This window comes from Ideonella margarita (genome assembly GCF_038066635.1).
GTDB classification, from domain to species: Bacteria; Pseudomonadota; Gammaproteobacteria; order Burkholderiales; family Burkholderiaceae_C; genus Ideonella; species Ideonella margarita.
This window is the reverse complement of the sequence record NZ_JBBUTI010000004.1, coordinates 338,076-356,707: the sequence shown is the minus strand read 5'-3', so window position 1 is coordinate 356,707 and position 18,632 is coordinate 338,076. Positions and strand designations below refer to the sequence as shown.

Genomic DNA, 18,632 nt, shown 5'->3' with positions numbered 1-18,632 from the left:
TCATTGACGACTCCCTGAGGCTCAGCTCGACAGCTGGGCCCAGGTCTTGTCCAGCCGCTTCACCGACACCGGCTGCGGCGTGCGCAGCTCCTGCGCGAACAGGCTGATGCGCAGCTCTTCGAGTTGCCAGCGGAAGTCGTCCATGCGGGCATCGCCCTGCCCCTTCAGCTCGGCCAGCCGACGCAGGTAACGCGTCTCCAGCGGCCGCAGCTCGGCCAGGCGCTGGCTGTCACGGGCGGGGTCGGCGCGCAGCTTGTCGAGCCGCATCACCACGCCCTTGAGGTAGCGCGGATAGTGCTGCAGCTGCACATAGCTGGCGGCCAGCACGAAGCGCTTGGGCATCAGGCGCTGCAGCTGCGCGGCCAGGTCTTCGGCCACCTCCTTGGGCGGCTTGCTGTCCTTGATCTTGCGCTGGGCCGCCGCGAACTCCACCAGAATCACGCCGCACAGCCGCGCCACTTCCTGGGCGATCAGGTTCAGGCGGGTGCGGCCTTCCTCGATGCGCTTGTCGAAGGCGAACTTGTCTTGCGGCAGCGGGTCTTGCAGGAAGGCCCGGTCGAGCGCCACGTCGATGATCTGCTCACGGAGCTCTTCGGCCGTGCCCAGCGGCATGAAGGCCACCGCCATCTTGGTCAGCTCGGGAATGTTCTTCTCGAGGTACTTCAGCGGCTCCTTGATCTGCAGGGCCACCAGGCGGCGCAAACCGGCGCGGTGACGGGCTGCGGCCACGTCAGGTTCATCGAACACCTCGATCTCGACATGCGCGCCCTTGTCGATCAGCGCGGGGAAGCCGATCAGCGTCTGGCCTGCCTTGCGGATCTCCATCAGCTCGGGCAGCTCGGCAAACGTCCAGGCGGTGTAGCGGGCGGCGGGGGCATCAGCGGGCGGTGGCGCAGGCGCCCTCACGGCGGCGACGACGCCGCGACCGGAACCCGCCGCCTGGCCAGCGCCAGCCGCAGCCGGTGCTGGCACGGCGGGCGGTGCGGACATCTTCAGCGCGGCCAGGGCCTGGAACGCAGAGCGGGCCTGGCCACCCAGTTCGGCCTTCAAGGTGGCGAGTTGCCGGCCCATGCCCAGCTGGCGGCCATGCTCGTCCACCACTCGGAAGTTCATGAACAGGTGCGGCGGCAGCTGTTCCAGCTTGAAGTCGTTGCGCTGCACGGCGATCTGGGTGCGCTCACGCACCGCGCGCAGCATCACGTCCACCAGGTTGCCCTGGCCGAAATTGGCCATCTCGCAGAACTCAGCGGCCGCATCAGGCAGCGGCACCAGGCGTGAGCGCGGACGCTGGTGCAGCGTCTTGAACAGCGCCAGCACCTTGGCCGTCAACATGCCGGGCACCAGCCAATCGCAGCGGTCATCGCTGACCTGGTTCAGGGCGTAGATCGGCACGGTCACCGTGACGCCGTCCTTCGCGTCACCCGGCTCATGCAGGTAGGTGGCGGTGCAATCCACGCCGCCTAGGCGGATGGTCTTCGGGAAGGCCGATGAGGTGATGCCGGCGGCCTCGTGGCGCATCAGCTCTTCGCGGGTCAGGTGCAGCAACTTCGGCTGCTGGCGCTGGGCGTCGCGGTACCAGCGCTCGAACGTGGCGCCGCTAACCACCTCGCGCGGCAGCTGCTGGTCGTAGTAGGCAAAGATGAGCTCGTCGTCCACCAGCACGTCTTGCCGACGAGACTTGTGCTCCAGCTCCTGCACCTGCGCGATCATCTTGCGGTTGTGCGCCAGGAACGGCAGGCGCGTCTCCCACTCACCGTTCACCAGCGCTTCGCGAATGAAAATCTCGCGCGCGGCCGGCGCATCGATGTTGCCGAAGTTCACCCGCCGGTTGTTGTAGACGACGATGCCGTACAGCGTGGCGCGCTCCAGCGCGATGACCTCGGCGGCCTTCTTCTCCCAGTGCGGCTCCAGCAGCTGGGTTTTCAGCAAGTGGCCGGCGATCTGCGGAATCCACTGCGGGTCAATCGCAGCCAGGCCACGGCCAAACAGGCGCGTGGTGTCGACCAGCTCGGCCGCCACCAGCCATCGGCCCGGCTTCTTGCTCAGGTGGGCGCCGGGGTGGCGCCAGAACTTGATGCCGCGGGCGCCCAGGTACCAGTCTTCGTCGTCCGACTTGCAGCCCAGGTTGCCCAGCAGGCCGGCCAGCATGGCCAGGTGCACCTGGTCGTAGGTGGCGGGGCTGTTGTTCAGGCGCCAGCCATGTTCGGCCACCACCGTGTGCAGCTGCGAATGGATGTCGCGCCATTCGCGCACCCGGCGCGGGCTGACGAAGCTGTCGCGCAGCCGCTGCTCTTGCTGGCGGTTGCTCAGCTTGTGCGCGGCCGATTCCGGCGCAGGTGCCGCACCCGTGCGGCCACGCCCCTCCTCGATCCAGTGCCAGAGCTTGAGGTAGCCCATGAACTCGGAGCGCTCGTCGTCGAACTTCTTGTGCTTTTCGTCGGCGGCTTGCTGGGCTTCGAGGGGGCGGTCACGCACGTCCTGGCCGGTCAGGGCTGACGCGATGATCAGCACCTCGTTCAGGCTCTGGCGATCGCGCGCCTCGATGATCATGCGGCCCACGCGCGGGTCGAGCGGCAGCTTCGAGAGCTCCTTGCCGATCGGCGTGAGGTCGTTGTTGTCGTCCACCGCACCCAGCTCGCCCAGCAGGGCGTAACCGTCGGCAATGGCCTTCTTCGGCGGCGCTTCGAGGAAGGGGAAGTCCTCGACCTGCCCCAGGCCCAGCGCCTTCATGCGCAGGATGACCCCGGCCAGCGACGAGCGCAGGATTTCGGGGTCGGTGAAACGTGGCCGGCCGTTGAAATCCTTCTCGTCATAGAGCCGGATGCAGATGCCGTTCGAGACCCGGCCGCAACGGCCTGCACGCTGGTTGGCCGCCGCCTGGCTGATCGCCTCGATCTGCAGCTGCTCGACCTTGTTGCGGTAGCTGTAGCGCTTCACCCGGGCCAGGCCCGCGTCGATCACGTAGCGGATGCCCGGCACCGTCAGCGAGGTTTCGGCCACGTTGGTGGCCAGCACGATGCGGCGGCCGTTGCCGGCCTGGAAGACGCGGTCTTGCTCCTGCTGGCTCAGGCGGGCGAACAGCGGCAGGATTTCAGGCTGCGGGCCGTGGCGGTGCTGCTGGGCCAGGTGCTTGCGCAGGTGATCGGCGGCTTCGCGGATCTCGCGCTCGCCGGGCAGGAACACGAGGATGTCGCCGGGGCCTTCGCGCCAGAGCTCGTCCACCGCATCGGCGATGGCATCGTCCAGATCAAATTCGCGTGTTTCCTCGAACGAGCGCCAGCGCTGCTCCACCGGGAAGGTGCGGCCGCTGACCATGATGACCGGTGCCGGGCCCTGGCGCGATTCGAAGTGCCGGGCGAACCGGTCGGCATCGATCGTGGCCGAGGTGACGATGATCTTCAGGTCCGGCCGGCGCGGCAGGATCTGCCGCAGGTAGCCCAGCAGGAAGTCGATGTTGAGGCTGCGCTCATGCGCCTCGTCGATGATCAGCGTGTCGTAGGCCTTGAGCAGCGGGTCGGTCTGGGTTTCCGCCAGCAAGATGCCGTCGGTCATCAGTTTGACGCTGGCGCCGGGCTGCAGGCGATCCTGGAACCGCACCTTGTAGCCAACCACCTCGCCCAGCGGCGAGTTCAATTCTTCGGCAATGCGCTTGGCCACCGAGCTGGCCGCAATGCGGCGCGGCTGGGTGTGGCCGATCAGCCCGGAACCACCTGCGCCCCAGCCGCGGCCGAGGGCCAGCGCCAGTTTGGGCAGCTGCGTGGTTTTGCCCGAGCCGGTTTCACCGCAGACGATCACCACCTGATGCTGCTGGATGGCCTGGGCGATGTCATCCCGCCGCGCGCTGACAGGCAGGCTTTCGGGGAAGGTGATGGGCGGCACCGGCGTGGCCACCCGAGGCGGTCGGGCGGGCCGAGGCGGGCGGGCCGCGGGGCTGGCTTGGGACGAGCGGGCGGGGGCCGGCGGGGCGGGCGGTCGGGAGGCGGATTCAGTCACAGGGGCGCGATTATCGGCGTTTGGCCGGCCGGGCGTGCAGCCAGGCTGGGCGGGCCGAACGGCGCTGCCAGTGGTTCGCCCACAAACAGGCTCTGTGCCGGCCAAAACACGCTTTTCCAGTAGGCCTCGATCGCGGTGGCGCCTTGCAGGTAATGCAGCAACACCACCTGCGGATGCGGGAACTTCTGCAGGTGGTTGCACGGCTCGCTGACCGTGCCGTGGCTGGCGGTGGCGCCGGCCGCAATCCAGTCGGTCGCGGTGAATTGACCGGAGGTGCCGTCGAGCACGCCGCCGAACGAGGTGAGGTGGTCGGCCAGCGCCCCGTGGGCCCAGCGCAGTGATGCGGGGGGCTGCCAACGCACGGCACCGATCTGCAGCAGCACGGCGGGGTCGCCCGGCTGGCGCGCCAGTGCGGCTTCCGGGCCGTTGTGCACCGTGAGCCCCGTCTGGCCGACCGGCCCTGGCCGGGGGTAGAGCGCGCTGCGCACGTTGCGCGCGGCATCGGTGGTTTGCAAGTACCAGGCGCTGACGGCCGGCGCAAAACGGCGGCCCAGGGTGCCGTCGGCGGCCACGCCGCGGTCGATCATGGCGCGGGCCGCCGCCTCATCAGGGGCGGCCAGCAACATGCTCGGCCGCACGCCGAGGTCGGTGAACGGCGTGACGGTGGGCTGGTTGAACAAGGGCGATGGCTCGCCTTTGCCGCAGGTGGATTCGCACTGGGCAGGCCGAAAGCCGAGCGTGACCACCGAGGTGATCGAGTTGCACTGCACGGCAAAGGGCTGGCGCCAGGCCAGAGCCAGCGCCTGGATGTTCGGGCCGAAGTGGCCGGCGATGCGGGCGCGCAAGGTCTCGGCCTGGGCGGGCTCCAGCCGGGCCCGCACCGGCAGGCGCACATGCAGCACCTGGGCAGGAGCCAGCCCGCGCTGGCGCTGGTAGTGCTCACCGACGGCGACCGAATAGGCGTCGTCATCGTTGATGACCAGCCCGATCTGCGCAGCCTGGAGGCGACCCGAGATGCGCGGCACGGCCACGGCGGGCGCCGGCTGGCCGGGCGATGAGGCTGGGGGCATGGCGGCGGCAGGCGATGCTGACGGAGCCGGCGCATTTGGTGCTGGTGGCGTCAGCCCCTGGCCTTGGGCCTGCAGGCACAGCAAAAACAAGGTCGCGCACATCCACGCCGATATCGACCGCAACTTCGGCCCCGACCTCTCAAACCGGCCATCGGCCACCGCACCCATCGCTTGCATCGAGCCAGTGTACGCAGCCGCGCGGCGCGGCCTGCGCTGCGGCACAATCCGGGCCACATGATGGATCTCGTCTTCCCCCACACCTTCGTTCCGTGGTTTCGCTCGGTAGCGCCGCACATCCACGCCTACCGGGGCAAGACCTTCGTCGTGGGCATCGCCGGTGAGCTCATCGCCGCCGGCAAGCTCAACCACTTTGCACAAGACATGGCGATCCTGCACGCCATGGGCGTGCGACTGGTGCTGGTGCACGGTTTCCGTCCGCAGGTGAATGACCAGCTGACGGCCAAGGGCCATACCTCGCGCTTCTCGCATGGCCGACGCATCACCGACAGCGTGGCACTGGACTGCGCGCAGGAAGCCGCCGGCCAGCTGCGCTTCGAGATCGAGGCGGCCTTCTCGCAAGGTCTGCCGAACACGCCAATGGCCAACTCGACCGTGCGCGTCGTGTCGGGCAACTTCCTGACGGCGCGGCCGGTCGGCATCGTCGACGGCGTGGACTTTCTCTCCAGCGGCGTGGTGCGCAAGGTCGATGCCGGCGCGATCCGCCGCGCCATCGACATCGGCGCGCTGGTGCTGCTGTCGCCGTTCGGCTTCTCGCCCACCGGCGAGGCGTTCAACTTGTCGATGGAAGATGTGGCCACCGCCACCGCCATCGCCCTGCAGGCCGACAAGATGCTCTTTCTGACCGAGACGCCCGGCATCCGCGAGCATATCGACGATCCGGAAAGCGCCATCGATACCGAGCTGGCACTGGCCGACGCCCAGCGCCTGCTGGCCGCCCTGCCCGCCCCGACGCAGCCCACCGACCCGGCCTTCTACCTGAAGCACTGTGTTGAAGCCTGCCTGGGCGGCGTGGAGCGCTCACACATCCTGCCGTTCGCCACCGATGGTGCGCTGCTGATGGAGGTGTTCACCCACGACGGCATCGGCACCATGGTGGTCGACGAGAAGCTGGAAAGCCTGCGCGAAGCCACCTCCGACGACGTGGGCGGCGTGCTGCAGCTGATCGAGCCGTTCGAGCGCGACGGCACGCTGGTGAAGCGCGACCGCACGGAGATCGAGCGCGACATCGGCCTCTACACCGTCATCGAGCACGACGGCGTGATCTTCGGTTGCGCCGCGCTCTACCCCTATCCGGAAGCCAGGACGGCCGAAATGGCGGCCCTCACGGTATCCCCGCAGGTGCAGGGTCAAGGCGATGGTGACAAGATACTCAAGCGGGTTGAACAACGCGCCCGGGCCATGGGCCTGGACACCATGTTCGTGCTGACCACACGCACCATGCACTGGTTCATCAAGCGCGGTTTCCACCCGGTTGATCCGGACTGGCTGCCCGAAGCCCGCAAACGCAAATACAACTGGGACCGGCGCTCACAGGTGCTGGTCAAGAAGCTGGGTTGAGGCCCGGCGATCTCCCCTTTTTTCTCTCACCGCTCGACTTACGGAGCCACGCATGGCACGCACGATTTATTGCACCTTCCTGAAAAAAGAAGCCGAAGGCATGGACTTCGCCTTCTTTCCGGGTGAACTCGGCAAGCGCGTTTACGACAACATCAGCAAGGAAGGCTTCGAGCAATGGAAGAAGCACCAGACCATGCTGGTGAATGAAAACCGCCTGAATCTGGCCGACGCCCGTGCCCGTGAATACCTGATGCGCCAGATGGAACAGTTCCTGTTCGGCGCCGGCGGCGACCAGCCTGCCGGTTACGTGCCGCCCTCGGCCTGATCAACCCTGATCCCTCCGTCACCGGGCTGGCTTGCGCCTCGCCCGGCGTGAACGCGGATACGACAGAGCCCCGGACGCTGCCCGACAGCGCCGGGGCTTTGTTTTGGGTGGCCCTGCGGCGCACAGGGCCAGCCCACGACAACAAATGCGAACCATTCGCGTTCTCATGTAAACTCGCCGCACTGTTTTTCCAGTTCACGCCGGAGAGTTTTCATGCGCATCAACACCCGTTTCGCCCTGCTGGCCTTGCTGACCGCAGCGGGCTGGTCCAGCCAAGTTCAAGCCCAGGAAAAGGTGCTGAATCTGTATTCGGCCCGCCATTACCAGACCGACGAAAACCTGTATTCGAACTTCACCAAGGCCACCGGCATTCGCATCAACCGGGTTGATTCGGACGATGCCGGCATCCTGGCCCGCTTGAAGAGCGAAGGTGCTGCCAGCCCGGCCGACGTGGTGCTGCTGGTGGACGCCGCCCGCCTGTGGCGCGCCGAGGTGGACGGCCTGTTCCAGCCCGTGCAGAGCAAGGTACTCAGCCAGCGCATTCCGGCCACCCTGCGCAGCCGCGATGACGGCCAGGGCTCGCAGTGGTTCGGCTTTTCGACCCGGGCTCGCGTGGTGGTTTACAACAAGATGAGCGTGAAGCGCGAGGACGTCGATACCTACGAGAAACTCGCTGACCCGAAGAATGCCGGCAAGTTCTGCACGCGCTCGGGCTCGCACCCCTACAACCTGTCGCTGTTTGGCGCGATGACCGAGCACCTGGGCCCGGAAAAGACGGAAATCTGGCTGAAGGGCCTGGTCGACAACATGGCTCGCGCCCCCAAGGGCGGTGATACCGACCAGATCAAGGCTGTGGCCACGGGCGAATGCAAGATTGCCCTGACCAACAGCTATTACCTCGCCCGGATGATGCGCTCGGAGCGTGCGGATGACCGCGCCACCACCGAGAAACTGGGGGTGGTGATGCCCAATCAAGCCACCACCGGCACCCATGTGAACATTGCCGGCGGTGCTGTGGCCCGCCATGCCAAGAATCGTGCGGCTGCGGTGGAGTTTCTGGAGTATCTGGCCAGCGACGAAGCACAGGCCTATTTCGCCGGCGGCAATAACGAATGGCCCGTGGTGAAGTCGGTGAAGGTTCCGAATCCGGCGCTGGAGTCGTTTGGCACCTTCAAGACGGAAAGCGTGCCGGTTTCGGTGATTGGCATGAATCAGGTCAAGGTCCAGCAAATGCTTGACCGCGTCGGTTTCAAATAAGAAAAGTGAAGGTCTTGGATGGTCGGGGGATCGTGGGTTATCATCCGGCCGCCCTCCGGGTATTCAAATTGGAGATACCAAATGACCACGATCCAGGAACTGATGGCCCAGAAGGCCGCGCTTGAAAAGCAAATCGCCGAAGCACAACGCGCTGCGAAGTCAGACGCCATCACCAAGGTGAAGGCGTTGATGGCCGAATATGGCCTGACCGCTGCTGATCTCGCCGGCAAGGTTGCTGCGCCCAAGGCTGAAGGTGGCAAGAAGGTCGCCGCGAAGTATCGCGACCCCGCTACCGGCCAGACCTGGACCGGTCGTGGTCTGAAGCCGAAGTGGCTGCAGTCGGCGCTGGGTGCCGGCAAGTCGCTCGACGACTTCGCACTCTGACACCCACGGCACAGCGCCTGGGCCCCTCCGGGAGGTCATCGCCAAAGGCGGTGAGGAGGGCACAGGCCACCTGTGTAGCAAGAGGCAGCTTCGGCTGCCTTTTTCACGTCTGGGCGGCTTCAGCGCCGCGGTGAACTAGACTGTCGGCGTGATTCCAGCCGGCTTTATCCAAGAACTGTTGTCCCGCACCGACATAGTCGAGGTGGTGGGGCGCCATGTCGAGCTCAAAAAAGCCGGCATCAACCACAAGGGCCTGTGCCCCTTTCACGGCGAGAAATCGCCGAGCTTCATCGTCAGCCCGACGCGCCAGACCTATCACTGTTTTGGCTGCGGCGTTCACGGTGATGCCATCCGCTTTCTGACGGAACACCACGGCATGAGTTTTGTCGAGGCAGTCCGTGATTTGGCGCAATCCACGGGCTTGCAAGTGCCCGAGGAAGACATCAGCCCGGCCGAGCGTGCTGAAGCCGCACAACAACGGCAACACCAGCAAACCCTGACCGATGTGTTGCAAAAGGCTGCTGACCACTACAGGAAGTCACTGAAGGGCAGCCCGCGCGCGATTGATTACCTCAAGGGCCGCGGCCTGACCGGTGAAATTGCCTTGCGATTCGGGCTGGGATATGCCCCGGAAGGCTGGCGCACGCTGGCCGGTGTCTTTCCGCGTTATGACGACCCGCTGCTCGCTGAATCCGGCATGGTGATCGTGCAGGGTGACGAAGGCACGGAGCAGAAACGGTATGACCGTTTTCGTGACCGCATCATGTTCCCCATCCGCAACGTCAAGGGCGAAACCATCGCCTTCGGCGGGCGCGTGCTCGACAAGGGTGAACCGAAGTACCTCAACTCGCCGGAGACGCCGATTTTCGTCAAAGGCCGGGAGTTGTATGGCCTGTATGAATCACGCACCGGCCTGCGCGAAAAGGGCTACGCCCTGGTCACCGAGGGTTACATGGACGTGGTGGCGCTCGCGCAATTGGGTTTCCCCAATGCCGTGGCCACCTTGGGCACTGCCTGCACGGCCGAGCACGTGCACAAATTGCTGAGATTCACCGAGCAGGTGGTGTTCAGTTTTGACGGAGATGCCGCCGGCCGCCGTGCGGCAGGCCGGGCCCTGGAAGCCTCGCTGCCCCATGCCACCGACACGCGCAGTTTCAGATTCCTGTTCCTGCCCGCCGAACATGATCCGGACAGTTACGTCCGCGCGTTTGGCAGCGACGCGTTTGAAGGCTGCGTGCGCGATGCGGTGCCGCTGTCGCGGCAACTGATTGACCACGCCAGCGCTGATTGCGACCTGAACAGCGCCGAAGGCCGGTCCCGCATGCTGGCCCAGGCCCGCCCGCTGTGGGGCGCCCTGCCTGAGGGCACGCTGCGCCTGCAATTGCTGAGCGAGCTGGCACGTCTGGGCGGCCTGCCATCCGACGAGCTGGGGCGGCTGTGGCAGGCGCAGGCCAGCCGCGGTCAACGGCAGCAGAGTGGCGCGCCTCAAACGGCCGGCAACCAGCCCTGGGAAGGTCCGCCCGATGACGACCAGGCCCCCTGGCAAGGCAGCCCCGAAGGCGGCGACGGTGGCAGTGCCGGCGGCGCTGGCGGCGGCGGACGCAGCCACTTCCACCAGGCCTGGTCAGGCTCAGGCGGTGACGCCAAACGCAAGTTCAAGGGCGGACGCTGGAGCAAGGACGCCCCCCTGCCCCCGCAACCGCGCCGCACGGCCCCGAAGAGCCCGGAAGACCGCGTCGTGCAGATGCTGTTCGGTGAGCCCGCCTGGTGGGACCGCCTGCCAGGCATCGAGCACGAACTGCTGCATGACCTGCCAGCGCCTCACGGCCCGCTCGTGGCCTGGCTGGAGCGGGATCTGGCCGAGCACGGCCCCCGGACCTGGGCCGTGCTGAGTCTGGCCTTGAAAGCCGACGAATCACTCGATGCTGCACAGCGCCGTCTGGCCGATGGCGACGCCGACCCCGGCGCGACCTTCGATGACTTCAGGCGCGCCGTCGATGTGCTGCTCGACAAGGCCCTGACGGCCCGCAAGCAAGCCCTGCAAGCCAAGGCCGCGACGGAGCGCAGCGCCCTCGACGAATACCGCGAGCTGGACCGCCAATGGCGCGAGGTGAAGCTGCGCATGAGTGCGCCACGCAAGGAAGAAGACCGCTGACCGGGTGCCTGAACTGCGCAAAATTGCAGCAATTGAGGTATAATCCGATGCAACAGCGGCAAGAGTGACAGCAGCACCTCCGGACCCGGCCACCCACGACATGGGTTACATCGGCCAACCACCCCGCAAGGGCTGCAAGATTCAACGTTCACGCCAACTTGCCCTGCCCGATTGGCGCCCCGACACCGGCTGGCGCCCCGTTCGCCATGCGCTTCTTCACCCGATGCAAAAAATATTTCTTTGCGTTGCGTGTACTTGAAGTTCGCCTGAAACGGCCGAAATCGGGCAGTGAACCGACGCCATACAGACGCCACGCCATTCAAGGACCCGCATGACCGCGAAGAAGACTGCTGCAGCCAAGACACCCAAGGCCGCGACGGCCCCCGAGGCCGAAGACATCAAGAAGCCCCGTGCCAAGGCTGCAGCCAAGACCACCGCAGTCGAGTCCACCGACGACACCAAGCCCAAGCGCGGCCGCAAGCCCAAGGCTGAGACCACCGCCAAGAAGACCGCCAAGAAGGCCGAGGTCGTTGAAGACGATCTGGCCGACATCGAAGCCGATCTGGAAGGTGAAATCGAAGTTGAAGCCGAATCGGCCGATGTCGCTGACGTCGCCGAGGTGGGCGAAGACACCGCGGACAAGCCCAAGGCCAAGCCGCTGCGCATGAAGGTGTCGCGGGCCAAGGAACGTGCGCTGATGCGCGAGTTCGGCCTGGACGAAACCGCCCTGACCGAAGAGGAAGTCGCCAAGCGCCGCCAGGAGCTGAAGACCCTCATCAAGATGGGCAAGACGCGTGGCTACCTCACGCACCAGGAAATCAACGACCACTTGCCTGAAAAGCTGGTCAATGAAGAAATCCTGGAAGCCATCATCTCGATGCTCAATGACATGGGCATCGCCGTGTACGAGCAGGCACCGGATGCCGCCACGCTGCTGATTGCCGGTGGCGCCACCTCCACGGCCACCGAAGAAGAAGCCGAAGAAGCTGCGGAAGCCGCGCTCTCCACGGTCGACTCCGAATTCGGTCGCACCACCGACCCCGTCCGCATGTACATGCGTGAAATGGGCTCGGTCGAACTGCTGACCCGTGAAGGCGAAATCGAGATCGCCAAGCGCATCGAAGGTGGCCTGCAGGCCATGATGCTGGCCATCTCGGCCTCGCCGACGACCATCGCTGAAATCCTGTCGATGGCCGACAAGATCGCGGCCGGCGAAATGCAGATCTCCGAAGCGGTTGACGGTTTTGTCGCCGCCGACGAGGCCGACGACTACGTGGCCGAAGAAGACTTCGACGAATTCGACGAGGAAGACGACGACGACGGCAACGGCGGCTCCAAGGCCCTGACGAAGAAGCTCGAAGAGCTGAAGAACCAGGCCCTGGGCAAGTTTGCTGACCTGCGCACGCACTTCGACAAGATGCGCAAGGCCTTCGAGAAGGACGGCTACAAGTCGGCCACCTACAACAAGGCCCAGTCGTCGATCAGCGCTGACCTGATGACGATCCGTTTCACGGTCAAGACGATCGAGAAGCTGTGCGGCATCCTGCGCTCGCAGGTGGACGACGTGCGCCGCTATGAGCGCGAGATCCGCAAGATCGTGGTCGACAAGTGCGGCATGCCGCAAGACCAGTTCATCAAGAGCTTCCCGTCGAACTCGCTGAACCTGAAATGGGCCGAGAAGGAAATCGCGTCGGGCAAGCCCTTCAGCGCCATCATGGGCCGCAACCTGCCGGCGATCCAGGAACTGCAACAGCGCCTGATCGACCTGCAAGCCCGCGCCGTGGTGCCGGTCGATGACCTGAAAGACATCAACCGCCGCATGAACGAGGGCGAAAAGGCCTCGCGCGATGCGAAGAAGGAAATGATCGAGGCCAACCTGCGCCTGGTCATCTCGATCGCCAAGAAGTACACCAACCGCGGTCTGCAATTCCTCGACCTGATCCAGGAAGGCAACATCGGCCTGATGAAGGCGGTCGACAAGTTCGAATACCGTCGCGGCTACAAGTTCTCGACCTACGCGACTTGGTGGATCCGCCAGGCCATCACCCGCTCGATCGCCGACCAGGCCCGCACCATCCGCATCCCGGTTCACATGATCGAGACGATCAACAAGATGAACCGCATCTCGCGTCAGCATTTGCAGGAATTCGGCTTCGAGCCGGATGCTCCGACGCTGGCCGAGAAGATGGAGATGCCGGAAGACAAGATCCGTAAGATCATGAAGATCGCCAAGGAGCCGATCTCCATGGAAACGCCGATCGGTGACGATGACGACAGCCACCTGGGCGACTTCATCGAGGACACCAACAACACCGCGCCGATCGAGGCCGCCATGCAGGCTGGTCTGCGCGACGTGGTGAAGGACATCCTCGACAGCCTGACCCCGCGCGAAGCCAAGGTGCTGCGCATGCGCTTCGGCATCGAAATGTCCACCGACCACACGCTGGAAGAAGTGGGCAAGCAGTTCGACGTCACGCGTGAGCGCATCCGCCAGATTGAAGCCAAGGCGATCCGCAAGCTGAAGCATCCGAGCCGCTCGGACAAGCTGCGCACCTACCTCGACAACATCTAAACCCCGATCACGACGGCCCGCTTGCGGGCCGTTTCTCTTTTTCGGGGGCTTGCCGCCTTGGCGCTCAGGGCGACTCCTTCGTACACTGTTGCCAGCATGGCCACCATCAAGCGACGCTACGTCCTGTTTGCCGACCTGCGCGGCAGCACGGCACTCTACGAACACCTTGGCAACGCCCAGGCCACCACCGTGGTGACCCAGGTCATCCGCACGCTGGCGCGCTGGGTGCCCAGCTCGGGCGGTCAGCTGGTCAAGACACTCGGCGACGGCCTGATGGCGGTGTTCCCCAGCGCGTTGACTGCCGTCTCAGGTGCGGCGCAGATGCAGGAAGAGCTGGATCGCCAGAGCGTTGCCAACGCCGACAGCGGCAATGACACCCGTCGCATGCACCTGCAGATCGCCATCACCGCAGGCGAGGTGGTCGAGGTCGGCGGCGATTGTTTCGGCGACGCCGTGAACGTGGCCGCCCGGCTGCTTGACCATGCCGGCGACGGTGAATCGCTCATCAGCCGGAACGTGTTTGACGAGCTGCCCTGGGAAATCCAGTCGCGCTTCCGCCACCTCGACAAGGTGCGCCTGCGCGGGCGAATTGAAACCGTCGAGGTGTTTCTGCTCACGCCCAAGGGGGCCGACACCGCCGCCACCGAGCTGGAAAGCCGGGTCGACGCGATCGAGCCGGCCGGCCTGCAACTGGTGTGGCAAGACCGTGCCTTCCAGTGGGAGCGCCACCGCCTGCCCGTGATCATCGGCCGCAACGTGACGGCCGCGATGCGGGTGGACGACCCGCGCGTGTCGCGCACCCACGCACGCATCGACATGACGGGCGGCGCGCTGCAGGTCACCGACCTGAGCATCAATGGCACCTTCGTGCGCTTCGCGGGCGACGACGAGATCCTCAGCCTGCGTCGCGGATCCTGCACCCTGCACGGCTCGGGTGATCTGGGCCTGGGCGGCTCGCCCAATGACCCGCGCGTGGCCACGCTGCACTTTGACGTACTGGCTGGCAGCGACACCCGACCGATGCGACTGTTGGGCGCCGGCGACCTGATCGCCCGATAGCCTTCAAGGCTGATGCCCTTGGCCCACAATCAGGGCATGGCATTTCGCAAAGAACCCCAGCTCCCGCACGAGCACCCTCCCCGCACCGGCATCCTGCTGGCCAATCTCGGCACGCCGGACGCGCCCACGGCACCCGCGCTGCGCCGCTACCTCGGCGAATTCCTGAGCGATCCGCGCGTGATCGAGATTCCGGCGCTGGTCTGGAAGGTCATCCTGCACGGCATCATCCTGCGGGTGCGTCCGGCCAAGTCGGCCGCCAAGTACGCCACGGTCTGGATGGACGGCGGCTCGCCGCTGCTGGTCTGGACCAAACGCCAGGCCCAGTTGCTGCAGGGCTATCTGGGTGAACGTGGTGCGCAGGTGGTGGTGCGTCCGGCCATGCGCTACGGCAACCCGTCGATTCCGGAAGCGCTGGATGCGATGCGCGCTGAAGGCATCGAACGCGTGCTGGTGATGCCGGCCTACCCGCAGTACTCGGGCGCCACCACGGCCAGCACCTTCGACAAGGTCAGCGAATGGGGCCGCAAGGCACGCCGGCTGCCGGAATTCCGCTTCATCAACGAATACCACGACGACCCGGCGCACATTGCCGCGCTCGCCGCCAGCGTGCGCAAGCACTGGGCCGCCAACGGCCGCGGCAAGATGCTGGTGATGAGCTTCCACGGCATGCCCGAGCGCACGCTGCACCTGGGCGACCCCTACCACTGCCAGTGCCACAAGACGGCCCGGCTGCTGGCCGAGGCGCTGGAGCTGGAGCGCGGCGAATACAAGGTGACGTTCCAGAGCCGGTTCGGCAAGGCGAAGTGGCTGGAGCCATCGACCGAGCCCAGCCTGATCGCCCTTGGCCAGGCCGGCACACCGCGCGTCGACGTGATCTGCCCGGGCTTTGCAGCCGACTGCCTGGAGACCCTCGAAGAAATCAGCCAGGAAGCGCGCGAAGCATTCCTGCATGCGGGCGGCAAGGAGTTTCACTACATCCCCTGCCTGAACGATTCCGATGAGGGCATGCAGGCGCTGGCCACGGTGGCGCTGCGCCACCTGCAGGGCTGGCCGGTGTCTGCCGAAGACAACGCACGGTTGGCAGGTGAGCGGCGAGCAGCGCAGGAGCGAGCCAAGGCAATGGGCGCGCCGCGCTGATCGTCAGAGGGGCCTTGAGCCCCCTGCGTTGAGAACGAAAAAAAGCCGGCTCCAGGAGCCGGCTTTTTTGTTGGGTCTGACGTGTCAGGCCCGGGTCACCACATCAGGCTCGGTCGGCGGACGCAGCCAGCGCATCAGGCGCGGCAGCACCAGCACGCCCACGACGATCACCAGCAGAGCCACCGACACCGGGCGCTGCAGGAAGATGCCCCAGTGGCCCTCGCCGATCGACAGCGCGTTGCGCATCTGCGCCTCCGCCAAGGGGCCGAGGATCATGCCCACCACCACAGGCGCGGTCGGGAAGTCGAAGCGACGCATCACCACGCCCAGCAGGCCGATGGCATACAGCAGCACCAGGTCGAAGGCCGACTGGCGCATGCCGTACACACCCACCGTCGCGAAGATCAGGATGCCGGCATACAGCGGCGCCTTCGGAATCTTCAGCAACTTCACCCACAGGCCCACCAGCGGCAGGTTCAGCACCAGCAGCATGACGTTGCCGATGTAGAGCGAAGCGATCAGGGCCCAGACCAGCGCGCCGTTGGTATCGAACAGCTGCGGCCCCGGCTGGATGCCGTAGTTCTGGAACGCGCCCAGCAGAATGGCGGTGGTGTTCGACGTCGGGATGCCCAGCGTCAGCAGCGGAATCAGCGTGGCCGTGATGGCCGCGTTGTTGGCCGCCTCGGGGCCAGCCACACCTTCAATCGCGCCGGTCGTGCCGAACTCTTCCTTGTGATCGGACAGCTTCTTTTCGGTGGCATAGCTGAGGAAGGTCGGGATCTCGCTGCCGCCGGCCGGAATGGTGCCGAACGGAATGCCGATGAAGGTGGCGCGCAGCCAGGCGGGCACCGAACGGCGCCAGTCGTCGCGCGTCATGTGCACGCGGCTCATACGGTTCTGCGTCTCGACCGAGCGGCCTTCGTACAGCACGTTGTAGAGCGTTTCGCCCACGGCGAACAAGCCCACGGCGATCAGCACCACTTCCAGGCCGTCCATCAGCTCGGGCACACCACCGGTGTAGCGCGCCACGCCCGTGATCTGGTCGATGCCGACCAGGCCCAGGGCCAAACCAACGAACAGGGCCGTCAAGCCGCGCAGCGTGCTCTTGCCCAGCACCGCACTGACAGTGGTGAAGGCCAGCAGCATCAGCATGAAGTACTCGGGCGGGCCGAGCTTCACGGCGTAGTTCGCCACGAACGGCGCACAGAACGTGACCACGATGGTCGCGATCGTGCCGGCCACGAACGAGCCGATGGCCGCCGTGGCGAGGGCCGCACCGGCTCGGCCGTTCTTGGCCATCTTGTTGCCTTCCATGGCGGTGACCATGGAGCCGGATTCACCCGGCGTGTTCAACAGGATCGAGGTGGTGGAGCCACCGTACATCGCGCCGTAGTAGATGCCGGCGAAGAAGATCATCGACGCGGTCGGATCAACCTTCAGCGTGATCGGCAACAGCATCGCCACCGCCGTGGCCGGGCCGATGCCGGGCAACACGCCCACCGCCGTGCCGATGGTGCAACCCACCAGCGCCCAGAGCAGATTGACCGGCGTTCCCGCCGTCGCAAAGCCCTGCATCAAGAGATTCCAGATATCGATCACAACCACCCCGTCGACGTGATGCCGGGCAGACTGATCGCCAGCAATTGAGTAAACATCCAGTAGACCGGCGCAGCGATGCAGAAGCCGATCAGCGCGTCTTTCAGGATCGCAGCAGGCCGGATGCCGCGGCGTCCTTCAGCCCAGTGGAAGCCACGCACCGCGCAGACAAAGCACAGCGTGCAGCTGAAGATGAAGCCGATCGTGGTGATCAAGGCCGCATTGGCCAGAATGCCCACGGAGACCCAGACAAAGCCAGGCCAGTCGGCGCTCTCCGCGCCTGACGGCTCTTCCATGTTGCGATAGCCGCCGGTGCGGGCCTCCCACAACAGGCCAGCGCCGCACACCAGCAGTGCAGCACCCACCACCAGGGGCAGAAAGTTGGGGCCGACACCGGCATAGCCGGCGTCTGACGACAACTGCAACGCCCCCGCGAGGATCAGGCCACCGACACCCAGGGTGCCGGCGCCCAGCAAAGTCTGAGGACTGCGCATCAGATCATCCCGGACTTGACCATGATGGCGCGCAGGCTGGCGAATTCGGAATCGACGAACGATTCGAATTCAGCGCCGGTCTGCAGGGCTGGGGTCCAGCCATTGCGCTCCAGGGCTTCGGCCCAGGCCTTCGACTTGGTGGCCTTGACGATCATGTCGATCAGGGCCTTGCGCTGCTCAGGCGTGATGCCGGCGGCAGCGTACACACCGCGCCAGTTGCCGATCACGACATTGATGCCCTGCTCCTTCAGCGTCGGCACGTTGATGCCCTTCAGGCGGGCGTCGGAGGTGACCCCGATCGCGCGCATCTTGCCGGACTCGATGTAGGCCTGGAACTCGCTGTAGCCGCTGCCGCCGATGGTGACATTGCCACCCAGGATGGCGGCAGTGGCCTCACCACCCCCACGGAAGGGCACGTAGTTGATCTTCGAGGCATCGACGCCGGCTTCACGGGCGATCATGGCTGCCGCGATGTGCTCGGTGGAGCCGCGCGAGCCGCCACCCCACTTGACGCTGCCCGGGTCCTTCTTGAGCTGGTCGACCACGTCCTTCATGGTTTTCAGGGGCGATTCGGCGGGCAGCACGAACACGTTGTACTCGCTGGTCAGGCGCGCCAGCGGCGTGGCCTGCGACAGGCTGACCGGCGGCTTGCCGGTGATGATGCCGCCCAGCATGACGGCGCCCATCACCATCAGCGCATTGCCGTCGCCCTTGTTGGCATTGACGAACTGCGCCAGGCCCAGTGCACCAGCGGCACCGCCCTTGTTGTCGTAGCTGACCGAAGACGCCACGCCCGCGTCTTGCAGGGCCTTGCCCAGCGCGCGGCCGGTCGTGTCCCAACCGCCACCGGGGTTGGCAGGGATCATCATCTTCAGGTTGGCGGCCGCCTGGGCCGACAGGGGCAAGGCACCGCCAGCGGCCAGTGCGGCCATGGCTTTGAGGAAGGTGTCACGACGCATGGGGTCTCCTGATGTTAGGAATGGGACTGAGCGATGCTCGCTGTCGAGCCTGT

The 18,632-nt window shown here is 65.7% G+C and carries 13 protein-coding genes; 8 read left to right on the top strand and 5 right to left on the bottom strand.

Annotated features, from left to right (window positions below; genetic code table 11):
• Window positions 1-21: 21 nt before the first annotated feature.
• Complete coding sequence (gene hrpA / locus AACH00_RS07025; protein WP_341398367.1) at window positions 22-3,879, bottom strand: ATP-dependent RNA helicase HrpA; 3,858 nt, start codon at window positions 3,877-3,879, stop codon at window positions 22-24.
• A gap of 110 nt (window positions 3,880-3,989) precedes the next feature.
• Window positions 3,990-5,063, bottom strand: coding sequence for a TIGR03790 family protein (locus AACH00_RS07020; RefSeq protein WP_341398366.1), 1,074 nt, complete (start codon window positions 5,061-5,063; stop codon window positions 3,990-3,992).
• A 237-nt stretch (window positions 5,064-5,300) separates the two neighbouring features.
• Between AACH00_RS07020 and argA the strand changes: the two genes are divergently transcribed.
• From argA to hemH, 8 genes are all read left to right on the top strand, one after another.
• Complete coding sequence (argA, locus tag AACH00_RS07015; protein WP_341398470.1) at window positions 5,301-6,641, top strand: amino-acid N-acetyltransferase; 1,341 nt, start codon at window positions 5,301-5,303, stop codon at window positions 6,639-6,641.
• Between the two features lie 52 nt (window positions 6,642-6,693).
• On the top strand, window positions 6,694-6,966 hold the full coding sequence (locus AACH00_RS07010; RefSeq protein WP_341398365.1) for an oxidative damage protection protein: 273 nt from the start codon (window positions 6,694-6,696) through the stop codon (window positions 6,964-6,966).
• Between the two features lie 213 nt (window positions 6,967-7,179).
• A complete protein-coding gene (locus AACH00_RS07005) occupies window positions 7,180-8,223 on the top strand; it encodes an extracellular solute-binding protein (RefSeq protein ID WP_341398364.1) in 1,044 nt (347 codons plus the stop codon).
• Between the two features lie 81 nt (window positions 8,224-8,304).
• Window positions 8,305-8,607: an H-NS histone family protein gene (locus tag AACH00_RS07000; RefSeq protein ID WP_341398363.1), complete on the top strand. Its 303-nt coding sequence runs from the start codon at window positions 8,305-8,307 to the stop codon at window positions 8,605-8,607.
• A gap of 178 nt (window positions 8,608-8,785) precedes the next feature.
• Complete coding sequence (gene dnaG, locus AACH00_RS06995; protein ID WP_341398362.1) at window positions 8,786-10,762, top strand: DNA primase; 1,977 nt, start codon at window positions 8,786-8,788, stop codon at window positions 10,760-10,762.
• 331 nt (window positions 10,763-11,093) lie between these two features.
• Window positions 11,094-13,334, top strand: coding sequence for an RNA polymerase sigma factor RpoD (gene rpoD, locus AACH00_RS06990; protein ID WP_341398361.1), 2,241 nt, complete (start codon window positions 11,094-11,096; stop codon window positions 13,332-13,334).
• 96 nt (window positions 13,335-13,430) lie between these two features.
• The gene (locus AACH00_RS06985; protein ID WP_341398360.1) at window positions 13,431-14,393 is read left to right on the top strand and encodes an adenylate/guanylate cyclase domain-containing protein; all 963 of its coding nucleotides are present in this window, start codon (window positions 13,431-13,433) and stop codon (window positions 14,391-14,393) included.
• A 36-nt stretch (window positions 14,394-14,429) separates the two neighbouring features.
• A complete protein-coding gene (gene hemH, locus AACH00_RS06980) occupies window positions 14,430-15,530 on the top strand; it encodes a ferrochelatase (protein ID WP_341398359.1) in 1,101 nt (366 codons plus the stop codon).
• A gap of 84 nt (window positions 15,531-15,614) precedes the next feature.
• Here the strand turns inward: hemH and AACH00_RS06975 are convergent, their stop codons facing one another.
• From AACH00_RS06975 to AACH00_RS06965, 3 genes are read right to left on the bottom strand one after another with little or no spacing between them, the layout of a single operon-like run.
• On the bottom strand, window positions 15,615-17,105 hold the full coding sequence (locus AACH00_RS06975) for a tripartite tricarboxylate transporter permease (protein ID WP_341398358.1): 1,491 nt from the start codon (window positions 17,103-17,105) through the stop codon (window positions 15,615-15,617).
• Between the two features lie 20 nt (window positions 17,106-17,125).
• On the bottom strand, window positions 17,126-17,620 hold the full coding sequence (locus tag AACH00_RS06970) for a tripartite tricarboxylate transporter TctB family protein (RefSeq protein WP_341398357.1): 495 nt from the start codon (window positions 17,618-17,620) through the stop codon (window positions 17,126-17,128).
• Window positions 17,620-18,579 (bottom strand): Bug family tripartite tricarboxylate transporter substrate binding protein, encoded by a 960-nt coding sequence (locus tag AACH00_RS06965; RefSeq protein WP_341398356.1) that lies wholly within the window; start codon window positions 18,577-18,579, stop codon window positions 17,620-17,622. The genes AACH00_RS06970 and AACH00_RS06965 overlap by 1 nt, the downstream gene beginning before the upstream one ends.
• Between the last annotated feature and the right edge of the window lie 53 nt (window positions 18,580-18,632).

Bases quoted from the DNA above. Each gene is read 5' to 3' on its own strand.
- AACH00_RS06975 (WP_341398358.1), bottom strand. From the start codon at position 17,105: ATGCAGGGCTTTGCGACGGCGGGAACGCCGGTCAATCTGCTCTGGGCG.
- rpoD (WP_341398361.1), top strand. From the start codon at position 11,094: ATGACCGCGAAGAAGACTGCTGCAGCCAAGACACCCAAGGCCGCGACG.
- AACH00_RS07020 (WP_341398366.1), bottom strand. From the start codon at position 5,063: ATGCCCCCAGCCTCATCGCCCGGCCAGCCGGCGCCCGCCGTGGCCGTG.
- AACH00_RS07005 (WP_341398364.1), top strand. From the start codon at position 7,180: ATGCGCATCAACACCCGTTTCGCCCTGCTGGCCTTGCTGACCGCAGCG.
- AACH00_RS07000 (WP_341398363.1), top strand. From the start codon at position 8,305: ATGACCACGATCCAGGAACTGATGGCCCAGAAGGCCGCGCTTGAAAAG.
- hemH (WP_341398359.1), top strand. From the start codon at position 14,430: ATGGCATTTCGCAAAGAACCCCAGCTCCCGCACGAGCACCCTCCCCGC.
- AACH00_RS06970 (WP_341398357.1), bottom strand. From the start codon at position 17,620: ATGCGCAGTCCTCAGACTTTGCTGGGCGCCGGCACCCTGGGTGTCGGT.
- AACH00_RS07010 (WP_341398365.1), top strand. From the start codon at position 6,694: ATGGCACGCACGATTTATTGCACCTTCCTGAAAAAAGAAGCCGAAGGC.
- AACH00_RS06985 (WP_341398360.1), top strand. From the start codon at position 13,431: ATGGCCACCATCAAGCGACGCTACGTCCTGTTTGCCGACCTGCGCGGC.
- AACH00_RS06965 (WP_341398356.1), bottom strand. From the start codon at position 18,579: ATGCGTCGTGACACCTTCCTCAAAGCCATGGCCGCACTGGCCGCTGGC.
- argA (WP_341398470.1), top strand. From the start codon at position 5,301: ATGGATCTCGTCTTCCCCCACACCTTCGTTCCGTGGTTTCGCTCGGTA.